General features: G+C 58.7%; 11 protein-coding genes. 10 read left to right on the top strand and 1 reads right to left on the bottom strand.

Annotated elements, in window-relative coordinates; all coding sequences use genetic code 11:
• Positions 1-190 precede the first annotated feature (190 nt).
• A complete protein-coding gene (mddA, locus tag ACRC0P_RS12920) occupies positions 191-946 on the bottom strand; it encodes a methanethiol S-methyltransferase (RefSeq protein WP_438631546.1) in 756 nt (251 codons plus the stop codon).
• Between the two features lie 247 nt (positions 947-1193).
• Here mddA and cyoA point away from each other — a divergent pair, with 247 nt between their 5' ends.
• The 10 genes from cyoA (at position 1194) to eboE (ending at position 11372) form a co-directional block, all read left to right on the top strand.
• Positions 1194-1997, top strand: coding sequence for a ubiquinol oxidase subunit II (gene cyoA, locus ACRC0P_RS12915; protein WP_438631544.1), 804 nt, complete (start codon positions 1194-1196; stop codon positions 1995-1997).
• A 3-nt stretch (positions 1998-2000) separates the two neighbouring features.
• On the top strand, positions 2001-3992 hold the full coding sequence (gene cyoB, locus ACRC0P_RS12910) for a cytochrome o ubiquinol oxidase subunit I (RefSeq protein ID WP_438631542.1): 1992 nt from the start codon (positions 2001-2003) through the stop codon (positions 3990-3992).
• On the top strand, positions 3989-4588 hold the full coding sequence (cyoC, locus tag ACRC0P_RS12905; RefSeq protein ID WP_438631540.1) for a cytochrome o ubiquinol oxidase subunit III: 600 nt from the start codon (positions 3989-3991) through the stop codon (positions 4586-4588). Before cyoB ends, cyoC begins: the two co-directional genes overlap by 4 nt.
• A gap of 1 nt (position 4589) precedes the next feature.
• Positions 4590-4907 carry a cytochrome o ubiquinol oxidase subunit IV gene (cyoD, locus tag ACRC0P_RS12900; RefSeq protein ID WP_438631538.1) on the top strand — a complete coding sequence of 106 codons (318 nt, stop codon included), beginning with the start codon at positions 4590-4592 and terminating at the stop codon, positions 4905-4907.
• A 277-nt stretch (positions 4908-5184) separates the two neighbouring features.
• Entirely contained in the window at positions 5185-5775 is a 591-nt protein-coding gene (gene idi / locus ACRC0P_RS12895) for an isopentenyl-diphosphate Delta-isomerase (RefSeq protein WP_438631536.1), read from the top strand.
• 304 nt (positions 5776-6079) lie between these two features.
• Positions 6080-6973: an EboA domain-containing protein gene (locus tag ACRC0P_RS12890; protein ID WP_438631534.1), complete on the top strand. Its 894-nt coding sequence runs from the start codon at positions 6080-6082 to the stop codon at positions 6971-6973.
• A gap of 14 nt (positions 6974-6987) precedes the next feature.
• Positions 6988-7911 (top strand): TatD family hydrolase, encoded by a 924-nt coding sequence (locus tag ACRC0P_RS12885; protein ID WP_438631532.1) that lies wholly within the window; start codon positions 6988-6990, stop codon positions 7909-7911.
• Position 7912: 1 nt separating this feature from the next.
• Positions 7913-8890, top strand: a complete 978-nt coding sequence (eboC, locus tag ACRC0P_RS12880) for a UbiA-like protein EboC (protein WP_438631530.1) — start codon at positions 7913-7915, stop codon at positions 8888-8890.
• Positions 8891-9007: 117 nt separating this feature from the next.
• Positions 9008-10168, top strand: a complete 1161-nt coding sequence (locus ACRC0P_RS12875) for a 3-dehydroquinate synthase (protein ID WP_438631528.1) — start codon at positions 9008-9010, stop codon at positions 10166-10168.
• Entirely contained in the window at positions 10158-11372 is a 1215-nt protein-coding gene (gene eboE / locus ACRC0P_RS12870; RefSeq protein WP_438631526.1) for a metabolite traffic protein EboE, read from the top strand. The genes ACRC0P_RS12875 and eboE overlap by 11 nt, the downstream gene beginning before the upstream one ends.
• Positions 11373-11611: the final 239 nt, after the last annotated feature.

Raw genomic sequence — 11611 nt, 5'->3', positions numbered from 1 at the left:
GACTCGGGACTCGGGACTCGGGACTCGGGACTCGGGACTCGGGACTCGGGACTCGGGACTCGGGACTCGGGACTCGGGACTCGGGACTCGGGACTCGGGACTCGGGACTCGGGACTCGGGACTCTCAGTAGGGTGCGCCGTGCGCACCGCCCGGTCAATGGTGCGCACGGCGCACCCTACGGAGCTTGCTTCACTTGGCTGCCATTGCCTCCGCTGGCAGCCAGCGCCAGGGAACGGGTATCAGCCGAGGCACCCGCCGCTGGTATTCGCGGTAACTGTCGCCAAAACTCCGCTCCAGCTCCCGCTCCTCCAGAGTCATCCCCACCCAGATATACCCGGTCATGCCCAGGGCAAACAGGAAGTGCGCCAGGGTCATCACCGGTGCCAGCCAGAAGGCGAGCAGAAAACCCAGGCACATGGGATGCCGCACCAGCCGGTAGAGGCCGGGGGTGCGGAATTCCGCCGGCGGCGCCTCCCGGTTGCGCAGCTGGTCATAGGCCTGGCGCAGGCCGAGGAATTCGAAGTGATCCTGCAGCAAAGTGCTACACAATACCAGCAGCCAGCCCAGCCAGCCCAGGCCCACCAGCAGCGGCGCCCACGGGGTCCCGCGCAGATCCCACAATACATCCCCCAGCGGCCGCCACTGCCACATCAGCAGCAACAGGGCCGCACTGGAAAACAGCAGGTAAGTGCTGCGCTCCAGGGGCGCGGGTACCAAGCCTGCCCACAGCTGCTTGAATCCCCGCCGCGCCATCACACTGTGTTGCAGCGCAAACAGCGCCAACAGCCCCAGATCGATCAACAACGCATACCAGACCGGGGTATAAACACCGGAATTAATGGACTTGGGAGCCAGGGTATTGGTTATAAAACCGACAAGATAGAAAACCGTCAGTACTGACAGCAAATAGCAGATCAATCCGTAGAAAAAAAATATCCGTCTCATAAGCTCCCTCCAAAATGCTCTGTTATCCCTAACTTCCTCACCGGCAAACCCCCAAAACGGCCGGTAACATGGCGCCAGATTAAGCCTCTAGTGACTGTGCGGCAAGTCATATCGTCGCAACAAAACAGCAGTTAAACAGATACGGGGAAATACTAATATAGTACTAGGCTTGCCCATCGGGCAGCGTAAAATCTGTCTTTACTTTGTGGGAGAAAACAAATCCACAGACTGCCGGAGCGATAAGCCAATGGATGGCTGTACCCTGATTCGCGCACCCCTTCTCCACCCCGCGGGACCGGTGGCACTCGCCGAGCGCGATCTGCTGTTCACAGCGGTCCTGGTGATGCTGATCGTGATCGTTCCGGTATTCATCATGACCTTCCTGTTTGCCTGGCGCTATCGCGCCTTCGGAGGCAGGGGGCGCTACACTCCCGATTGGTCCTACTCGGCAAAGATCGACGCGGTTATCTGGCTCGTGCCCGTGGCAATCGTAGCGACCCTGGGCTATCTGCTGTGGAAGGAGACGCACAGGCTCGACCCCTACCGACAACTGGACCCGGGCGCCGAGACGCTCGAAGTGGAGGTTGTCGCCCAGAACTGGAAATGGCTGTTTATCTACCCCGAGCTGGGCATCGCCGCGGTCAACGAACTGGCTTTTCCCAGCGGCCGGCCGCTCAGCCTGAAAATCACCTCCGACACGGTTATGAATTCCTTTTTCATCCCCGCCCTGGGCAGCCAGATTTACGCCATGGCGGGCATGCAGACACGGCTCAACCTGCTCGCCGACAGACCCGGCTGCTTTCGGGGCATGAATATGCAGTACAGCGGAGACGGCTTTCCCGAGCAGCACTTCAAAGCGCTCGCCCTGCCCCGCAAAGACTTCGTCTCCTGGGTTGCCAATGTCAGGAAATCACCCCAAACACTGGACCGGGCCACTTACAGGGCACTTGCCGCTCCCAGTATCGGTCATCCGGTCAGCTATTATTCCGACGTCACACCGAATCTGTTCGACAGCATTATCGCGAAATATACCGGTGGGCACCCGGAGTAAACCATGGAGATGCGGATACTGGGAAGGCTGACCGCAGATGCCCTGCCCTTCTACAGCTGGGTCGCGGTAGGGGGCGCCGTTGTTACAGTGCTCGGCTTCCTGACCGCGGTGGGCGTGATCACCTGGCTCGGCAAATGGCGCTACCTGTGGAATGAGTGGCTGACCAGCCTCGACCACAAGCGCATCGGCATCATGTACGTGGTGGTGGCCCTGGTGATGCTCCTGCGGGGATTTGTGGACGCGATCATGATGCGCGCCCAGCAGGCGTTCGCGTTCAATTCCGACGGCTATCTGCCACCGGAACACTTCGACCAGATCTTCAGCTCTCACGGCACCATCATGATCTTTTTTATGGCGATGCCGTTCCTGACCGGATTGATCAATATCATCGTCCCACAGCAGATCGGCGCCCGCGATGTCGCCTTCCCGTTTATGAATTCCGTCAGCCTGTGGCTGACCGCCGCCGGCGCCAGCCTGGTTTTGGTATCGCTGGTGATCGGGAGGTTTTCCACCGCGGGCTGGAGCGGTTATCCACCCTACTCGGGCGCGGAGTACAACCCGGGTGTGGGCGTCGATTACTGGATATGGGCGATACAGGCCAGCGGCATCGGCACGACTCTCTCCGGTATCAATTTCATCGTCACCATACTCAAACGGCGCGCGCCGGGGATGAAGCTGATGCGCATGCCGCTGTTCTGCTGGACAGCGCTGGCCTCCAGTATCCTGATGGTCTTCGCCTTTCCCGCCCTCACCGTGGCCACCACCACACTGGCGCTGGACCGCATATTCGGCATGCATTTTTTTACCAATGGCGAAGGCGGCAACATGATGAACTACGCCAACCTGTTCTGGATTTGGGGACATCCGGAGGTCTACATCCTGATTCTGCCGGCCTTCGGTATCTATTCCGGGGTTGTCGCCAGCTTTTCCGCCAAGCGCCTGTTCGGTTATACGTCCCTGGTGTACGCCACCATGGCGATAGCCCTGCTGTCCTTTACCGTGTGGCTGCACCATTTCTTTACCATGGGCGCCAGTGCCAACGTCAATGCTTTTTTCGGTATCGCCACCATGGTGATCGCCGTTCCCACCGGGGTGAAGGTCTTCGACTGGCTGATGACCATGTTTCGCGGGCGCATCACTTTTCACCCGTCGATGCTTTGGACCCTCGGCTTTATCGTGACCTTCGTGATCGGCGGTATGACGGGGGTTCTGCTCGCCCTACCGCCAGTGAATTACCTGGTGCACAACTCCACCTTCCTGGTGGCGCACTTCCACAATATGCTGATTCCCGGCGCGCTGTTCGGTTATTTCGCCGGCTATATGTACTGGTTTCCCAAGGCCTTCGGTTTCACCCTGGACGCCCGCTGGGGCAAACGCGCCTTCTGGTGCTGGATCATCGGATTCTACCTGGCCTTTATGCCGCTCTATGTCCTGGGCTTTATGGGCATGGCGCGGCGCACGGAGCACTATGACATCGCCGCGTGGCAGCCCTTACTGATCGTTGCGGCCCTGGGGGCCCTGGTGGTGTTGGGCGGTATTGCCAGCCTTGTAATCCAGCTGGTCGTCAGTATCCGCAACCGGGACAATGCCCGGGACTTGACCGGCGATCCGTGGGATGGGCGCACCCTGGAATGGCTCACCACATCCCCTCCCGCACCCTACAATTTCGCCATCCTGCCGCAGGTGCGGGATATCGACGCTTTCCACGATATGAAACGCCGCGGCATCGCCTATTCCAGGCCGGAGCGGTATGAGGACATACTGCTGCCGAAAAACACCGGCGCCGGTGTACTGCTCGGGGGGCTCGCCTTCACCTTCGGATTCGCCGTCGTCTGGCATATCTGGTGGGCGGCCATCGCTGCACTGATCGCCATCCTCGGCACAGCCGTGGCGCGCAGTTTCCGCGACAGAACCGACTTCCGCCTGCCCGCCAGCGAAGTGAAGGAAATCGAGGACCGGCACTTCAGGGATCTCGCCGAGGGGGGAGCAATATGAGCCTCGCAGGGGAAGACGCCGCTCTGCTGCCGGAAGCCGACGCCTACGCGCAAAGAGCCTTCGGATTCTGGCTCTACCTGATGAGCGATGCGATTATTTTCGCACTTTTGTTTGCCACCTATCTGGTGATGGCGGGCAATACCGCCGGCGGGCCGGCCGGCAGCGACCTGTTCAGCCTGCCCCATACCCTCGGCGAAACCCTGCTGCTGCTCACCAGCAGCCTCACCTTCGGCCTCGCCTCGCTGGCGCTGGATGCCGGCAGGCGACCGCAGCTTCTGGCCTGGCTGGCGGTTACCTTTGTGCTCGGGCTGGGCTTTGTGGCGATGGAAATCCGCGAGTTCCACGGCATGATCATCCAGGGCGCGGGGCCGGACCGCAGCGGATTCCTGTCCGCCTTTTTTACCCTGGTGGGCACCCACGGGCTGCACGTAAGCGCGGGCCTGGTCTTTATCCTGGTGATGGTGGCCCAAGTGGCAGCAAAAGGGCTGAGCCAGCCGGTGAGTTCGCGCCTGCTGCGACTCGGCCTGTTCTGGCATTTCCTGGATATTGTGTGGATCGGTATTTTTTCCGCAGTTTATCTGCCGGGAATTCTGTGATATGGAAAACGCTGAAGCGGCCGCGGGCCGCAAACTGAAATCCTACCTGACCGGTTATGTGCTAGCGCTGGTGCTGACGGCAATCCCCTTCGGAATCGCCGCCACCGGTTTCCTGCCCAGAGGTACAGCCCTTTTCGTAATTGGTACTGCCGCACTCATTCAGGTGTTGGTTCACCTGCGCTGCTTCCTGCAGCTGCACCTGCGCTCCCCTTCGCCAGAGAGGCTCCTGGCCACCGCCTTCGCCGCCGTCCTGATTGTGATTATGATCGGCGGCAGCTTGTGGATCATGTTCAATCTGCATTACCGAATGTGGGTGTAGTTCAATTTGTCCGTCGGGTTGCCGTAATGGCCAGCCAAGCGCCGTTTACATAGCTGATTCAACATGAGTCAGATAATGAGATAGAGAGCAAGTTTTTAATTCATCCGGAGTGTTACCCTCACTTACCTTGTGCACGTCGCTTTGCCATGCCTGAATCGCTGGTATTGGTACGTCAACATAGTCTTGCGCCCCCTCGCAAGACGCTTTGGGCGCCGCCACTGGGAGTAGTTGGAATCAGCTGAGGTGTAACGCTGAGGTGTAACAATGGAGGTTTATCATGCGCAGCCGGGTCGTTTCCTTTGACAATGATGAACTGGTCCTCGTCGACGATGAGGACAAGGTCATCGGCTATCAAAACAAAAAGGCCTGTCACGATGGCGAAGGTCTGCTGCACCGCGCTTTTTCAATATTTCTGTTCAACGCCGCCGGCGAGTTACTGGTTCAACAACGAAGCGCTTCCAAGCGGCTCTGGCCCAAAGTCTGGTCCAACAGCTGCTGCAGTCATCCGCGTCGCGGTGAAAGCATACTGAAAGCGGCGCACCGACGCCTGGATGAAGAGTTATCCGTTAAGGCAGACCTGCGCTTTCTGTACAAATTCCGCTACCAGGCCAGCTACCTGGATCTGGGCTCCGAGCATGAAATTTGCTCCGTTTTCCTGGGCGAGGTGGAAAATGCGAAAGTCCGGCCCAACAGGAATGAAATTCTCGACTGGCGGTTTATCCGGCCTGCGCAACTGGATGCGAAGATCCAGAATCACCCGGAACAATTTACACCGTGGATGAAAATGGAATGGGAACTGGTAAAGAAGGCACTACCTGGCGCAGCGGAAGATAAAGCGGCGGCCCCGCCGGTGCTCAATATCCGGTGATGGGCATTTCAGCTCACCGCCGGATCAGGTCCGGCTTGCAACTGTTTCAGTTATTTTGTAAGTTGGCCCACCCAAAAAGGCGATGGCCCCTTACCATCTTATTTTTTGATGTCAACGGGGCAATTAAAAAAATCTCCGGAATAGAGGCGAACAGACCAGCGGACAGATCGGTACGGAATTTTCCCTGTCGACCGGTAAAATCTGACAAAGCGTCGCGTCCCGCGATTTTTTACCGGCCCCTGGCGCTTCTGCTGCCAGACGAAGCGGTGCGGACTACTATAGTGGCTAGCGGAAGTTGTGTGATATGTACGAGTTACCCCAAATAGCAGATTATCTCTTCTCCTTACTTGTCGCGCAGTCTGGCGCCGAATCCATCGCATGGCTGGAACAGCAAAAAGAAAAACTTCCCGGCAGCAAATCCCCGTCGGCTTTTTACCTGGCTTTCAGCACAGCGTCTCGTTTTTTTGACAAGGCGCCGTTGTCCGTCAATCAACAGGAGATGGCCCGGGCAAACGGCCTGCGTCCCGGATTTTCTCCCTGGCACTGGAACCGCCTGCAGACGGCCCGAACGGCTCTTCTGCTCCTGTATCCCCACAACGATCCGGATAAATGGCTGCCAACACTCGCCAAGCTTTTTGAAACCGCGGACCTGCATGAACAGGAAGCCCTCTATGCCGCGCTGCCAGTGCTGCCCCACCCCGATCGGTTGAAGCTGAGAGCGACGGAAGGGCTGCGAACCAATATCACCTCCGTGTTTGATGCGGTTGCCCTATACAACCCCTACCCCTGTGAATACCTCGACGAGCCGGCCTGGAATCAACTGGTGCTCAAGGCCGTGTTCCTGGAGCGCCCGTTGTTCCGCATTTACCAGTCGCACAAGCGAATCAACATCAACCTGGCGCAAACACTGGTGGACTATGCCCACGAACGCTGGGCCGCCGGCCGGACCGTAACGCCGGAGTTGTGGCGTTTCGTCGGTCCGTTCCTGCGGGAGGAACATTCATCCGACATGCAACGGGTTCTGTCGGAAGGCACACTGCTCGACCGCAAGGCCATGCTACTCGCCTGCAGCACGAGTTCGCTTCCAACAGCCAGGCAATTGTTAGCGGGCTACCCGGAAATTGAAGCCGAAATTGAATCGGGAGAACTGAACTGGGACGGCCTGGGCCGGCAAATTCAAGGCGCCCGCAACTATTAAGCAGAGATAACATCATGACACAGAAGAAGAATTATTTTATCGATCCGCATATCCACGTCACCTCGCGCACGACTGATGATTACCAGGCCATGCGCAACGCGGGTATTGTCGCCATTATCGAACCCGCCTTCTGGCTCGGACAACCCCGTACTCAGGTAGGCGCGTTCCAGGATTACTTCAGCAGCCTGGTGGGCTGGGAACGGTTTCGCGCCAGCCAGTTCGGCATCAGCCACTATTGCGCCATGGGCCTGAATTCCAAGGAGGCCAACAACGAACCCCTGGCGGAACAGGTGATGGAATTGCTGCCCCTGTACGTGGGCAAGGAAAATGTGGTGGCGATTGGTGAGATCGGCTACGACGACCAGACCAAAGCGGAAGATAAATATTTCCGGCTGCAACTGGAACTGGCGAAAACAGTTCAGCTGCCGGTGATGATCCACACCCCCCACCGCGACAAGAAAAAAGGCACCAGTCGCAGCATGGACGTGTGCGAGGAACACGACATCGACCCCGGCCTGGTGGTGATCGACCACAATAACGAGGAAACCGTGGGGGAAGTACTCGACCGGGGATTCTGGGCCGCCTTCACCATTTATCCACACACCAAAATGGGCAGCGAGCGCATGGTGGAAATCGTTCGCCGCTACGGCCCCGAGCGCATCATCGTCGACAGCTCGGCGGACTGGGGCGTGAGCGATCCCCTGTCCGTCCCAAAAACCGCCGCCTTGATGCAAAAGCAGGGTATTCCGGAAGACCATATTCAACTCGTGACCTACCAGAACGCCCTCACGGCCTACGGCCAGAGCGGAAAAATGAAGGAGACCGACTGGCTGGAGAAGGAACCCGTCGACCGGCGCCAGCTGTTCGAAGGCAATTCCGTGCTGCGCGGCCAGATTCCGGAAGTGGGTTATTCATCCTCGGATATCGTGGAGAACTGAGGTGGCGACCGAATCGGCAGCGAAAGAACGAACGGAAGCGGCCACTCCCGCCACGTCCACCCCTTCCACCGCCGTCCGGATTCTTGCCCATCTGCGCCTGATGCGGCCGGCCAATATCGTGACGGCGGTAGCGGATATCCTGGCCGGGTTCGCCATTTGCGGCGGCGCCGCCGGCCTGATTGCGCTGGGGGCGGAAGCCACCACGTCCCCGCTGTTCAGCTCACTGTTTTGGCTCTGCCTGTCCACTATCGGCTTGTACGGTGGTGGCATTGTCTTCAATGACGTCTTCGATGCCGACCTGGATCGGCAGGAACGACCGGAGCGGGCCATTCCCTGTGGGCAGGCATCAGTCGCCAGCGCCGCTACCCTGGCAAGTATCCTGTTGGCTGTTGGTATCGGCGCCGCGTTCATGGTCTCGCTGCTCAGCGGGGCTATCGCCGTCATCGTGGCCTCTCTGGCTGTTATGTATGATGTCCTGGGCAAGCACCGCAGCTTGTTCGGACCGATCAACATGGGCCTGTGCCGGGGTGGCAATCTGCTGCTGGGCGCCAGCGCCGTGCCGTCGTCACTGGCGGACGTCTGGCCGTTGGGCCTGGTTCCCGTGGTTTATATCGCGGCGGTTACCACTGTCAGCCGGGGCGAAGTACACGGCGGCAACCGAAACGCCCTGTCCGGAGGCGCCCTACTGTACCTGGTGGTACTGGCCACGCTCGTTACGCTCGCCGCGATGGTACCGACCGGCGGGCACGCCGCGCCGTTTGCCCTGCTGCTGGCCTGGCTGATAATCCCTCCCCTGGCCAGGGCCTGGAAAACTCTGGAGCCACGTCTGGTGGGCAAAGCAGTGAAGGCGGGGGTGCTTTCGCTGATCGTACTCAATTCAACCCTGGCCAGTATTTTCGCGGGTTGGCAATATGGAATCGCGGTCCTGGCCCTGCTTCCCCTCTCACTTTGGTTAGCCAGGACCTTCGCAGTCACCTAGTGTCCTGTCTCATACTAAATGGTGATTTCAGAGCCCCCCAAATTGTTCACAGTTAGGCGCAGCTCGCAGGGAATGGTCATTCCATTTTGTTGATACCTGTAACAACCGATGTAATACATGAAAAAGCCGATAGAACAATGTTTTTCCGTCCCTTTTCGCTACCAGGTGCACTTTACCGAGAAGGTTTTCCACCGGAGTAACCCCCTGTTCGCCTCCCTGCTGGGCGACGCCTGCCCCAAAACCCTGTTCGTGCTGGATAAAGGTGTCTCAGCCGCGCATCCCGAACTGGCCGGGCAGATACAGGCCTACGCCGAGGTGCACGCCGGCAAGTTCAAATTGCCCTGCCCGCCGCTGCACGTTCCCGGCGGCGAGCAGGTAAAGAACCAACAGGCCTGGATCGACGCCATTCTGGAGGCCACCCATGTCCACGGTATCGACCGGCACTCCTATCTCGTCGCCATCGGCGGTGGCGCCGTGCTGGACATGACCGGTTACGCCGCCGCTATCGCCCATCGGGGCATACGGCATATCCGTATTCCCAGCACCGTGCTGGCGCAAAATGATTCCGGCGTGGGCGTGAAGAACGGCATCAACGCTTTTGGCAAAAAGAACTATCTGGGCACCTTTGCTCCACCCTACGCGGTGATCAACGATATTACTTTCCTGCAAACCCTGGACGACCGGGACTGGCGCGCGGGCATGGCCGAAGCCATCAAGGTGGCGCTGATCAAGGACCCGGCCTTTTTCCGGTGGTTGGAAACCAACGCCGGCAAGCTGGCGGCGCGCGAGCTGACGCCGATGATGGATCTTATCCACCGCTGTGCCGAACTGCATATGCAGCACATCGCCAACGGCGATCCGTTCGAGATAGGGTCCGCCCGGCCGCTGGATTTCGGCCACTGGGCCGCGCACAAACTGGAACATCTCACCGGCTATCAATTGCGGCACGGTGAGGCTGTCGCGACGGGTATTGCGCTGGACACGGTCTATTCCACGCTGAAAGGCCATCTGCACCAGGACAGCCTTGCGCGGGTAATCGGTGTGCTCGCCGCGCTCGGCTTCGACACCTACGTACCGGCACTGGAACAGCCGGAAATACTCAATGGCCTGGAGGAATTCCGGGAACATCTGGGTGGCAAACTGACCATCACCCTGCTGGAAGATATCGGCCGGGGAATTGAAGTTCACGAGATGGACAAAGGGCTTGTAATTCAAGCCATCGAACAGCTCAAAGCGCTATCGACAACCAGCGAAACACTCTTTTGCCATGCGAATTAACGGCTACGAACTCACATACTGCTCCAATATCCACCCCGGCGAAAGCTGGCCGGCGGTGTTTGCCAACCTGCAGCGGTATATTCCCGCCATCAAGCGGGAAGTCTCGCCGTCGGCGCCCTTTGGTATCGGCCTGCGCCTGTCCAATCAGGCAAGTGTCGAACTGACTGAAATGGTGGGGGCACTGGCCGAACTGCAAAGCTGGATGCAACAGCAGGATTGCTATGTATTTACCTTCAACGGCTTCCCCTACGGCGGGTTTCACGGACAGGTAGTCAAAGACCGGGTTCACGCGCCGGACTGGGGCGATCCCAGGCGGCTGGACTATACGCAGCGCCTGTTCGACTTGCTGGCGGCCCTGCTGCCGGAAGGCGGCGAAGGGGGGATTTCCACTTCGCCGATTTCCTACAAATACTGGCACAACGACAGCCAGGCGCGCGACCTGAAACAAAAAGCAGCATTGCAACTGGCGGAACTGGCGGGATATTTACATGAGCTGGCGCAGGACGGCGGCCGGGACCTGCACCTGGATATCGAGCCCGAACCGGATGGCCTGTTGGAAAATACCCGGGACGTTATCGATTACTACCGGGACTGGCTTATCCCCAGCGGCAGTCAATACCTGCGTAACAAGCTCCAGCTGACACAGGAAGCGGCCGAGCGGTGCCTGCGCGATCGCATCCGGCTTTGCTATGACGTATGCCATTTTGCGGTGATGCACGAAGACCCGGGACAGTCATTGCGTGCCATGGATGCTGCCGGCATTCGCATCGGCAAAGTGCAGATTAGCGCTGCGCTCAAAATCCAGTTTGGCCGGGATGCGAACCACGACCAGCGAATGAAAACTCTTCTACAGCCCTTTGCCGAATCAGTTTACCTGCACCAGGTGGTGGCCCGCGATATCTCCGGCGGGAAAACCACTTATCCGGACCTGATCGATGCGCTGAATTCGCTTTCGTCCACGGGCCCCGCCAGGGAGGAAGAATGGCGGACACATTTTCACGTGCCAGTGTTTCTGTCGGAGTATGGCTCTCTGGCTTCCACGCAAAAGGATATTCTCGACACGCTCGCTTACCTGCGGGAAAAACGTCTTTGCCGGCACCTGGAGGTGGAGACATACACCTGGAATGTGCTGCCGCAGGACCTTCAGATGGAGGTGAAGGATGCCATTGTGCGGGAATTGAATTGGGTCAGGCAGTACCTGTAATCACAAGTGGTGGATTGATATCCGACACACATCGGTGTGATAAAAATTTGCGTGATTCGGCTATTGATAGCGGCATTAGCCAGTATGAGGCAGTAAAAAATTTTGGGTCCTCAGCGGAATCTGTGGGTTTGAAACCCGCTCAATAGGGGCTCCGCCCCTAGCCGCTAGGGCTTACCCCGCCCTCGCCGGGAGGCAGGTGGGTGGTGCCCACCCACCTGCTTGAGGGTGTTGGCCGGCAT

It is taken from the genome of Microbulbifer sp. (assembly GCF_051659245.1).
Lineage (GTDB): Bacteria > Pseudomonadota > Gammaproteobacteria > Pseudomonadales > Cellvibrionaceae > Microbulbifer.
This window is presented reverse-complemented; position numbering and strand designations above follow the sequence as displayed.

Excerpts from the sequence above, each read along its gene's own strand:
- cyoB (WP_438631542.1), top strand. The coding sequence starts at position 2,001 with ATGGAGATGCGGATACTGGGAAGGCTGACCGCAGATGCCCTGCCCTTC.
- cyoC (WP_438631540.1), top strand. The coding sequence starts at position 3,989 with ATGAGCCTCGCAGGGGAAGACGCCGCTCTGCTGCCGGAAGCCGACGCC.
- mddA (WP_438631546.1), bottom strand. The coding sequence starts at position 946 with ATGAGACGGATATTTTTTTTCTACGGATTGATCTGCTATTTGCTGTCA.
- cyoD (WP_438631538.1), top strand. The coding sequence starts at position 4,590 with ATGGAAAACGCTGAAGCGGCCGCGGGCCGCAAACTGAAATCCTACCTG.
- idi (WP_438631536.1), top strand. The coding sequence starts at position 5,185 with ATGCGCAGCCGGGTCGTTTCCTTTGACAATGATGAACTGGTCCTCGTC.
- ACRC0P_RS12890 (WP_438631534.1), top strand. The coding sequence starts at position 6,080 with ATGTACGAGTTACCCCAAATAGCAGATTATCTCTTCTCCTTACTTGTC.
- cyoA (WP_438631544.1), top strand. The coding sequence starts at position 1,194 with ATGGATGGCTGTACCCTGATTCGCGCACCCCTTCTCCACCCCGCGGGA.
- ACRC0P_RS12885 (WP_438631532.1), top strand. The coding sequence starts at position 6,988 with ATGACACAGAAGAAGAATTATTTTATCGATCCGCATATCCACGTCACC.
- eboE (WP_438631526.1), top strand. The coding sequence starts at position 10,158 with ATGCGAATTAACGGCTACGAACTCACATACTGCTCCAATATCCACCCC.
- ACRC0P_RS12875 (WP_438631528.1), top strand. The coding sequence starts at position 9,008 with ATGAAAAAGCCGATAGAACAATGTTTTTCCGTCCCTTTTCGCTACCAG.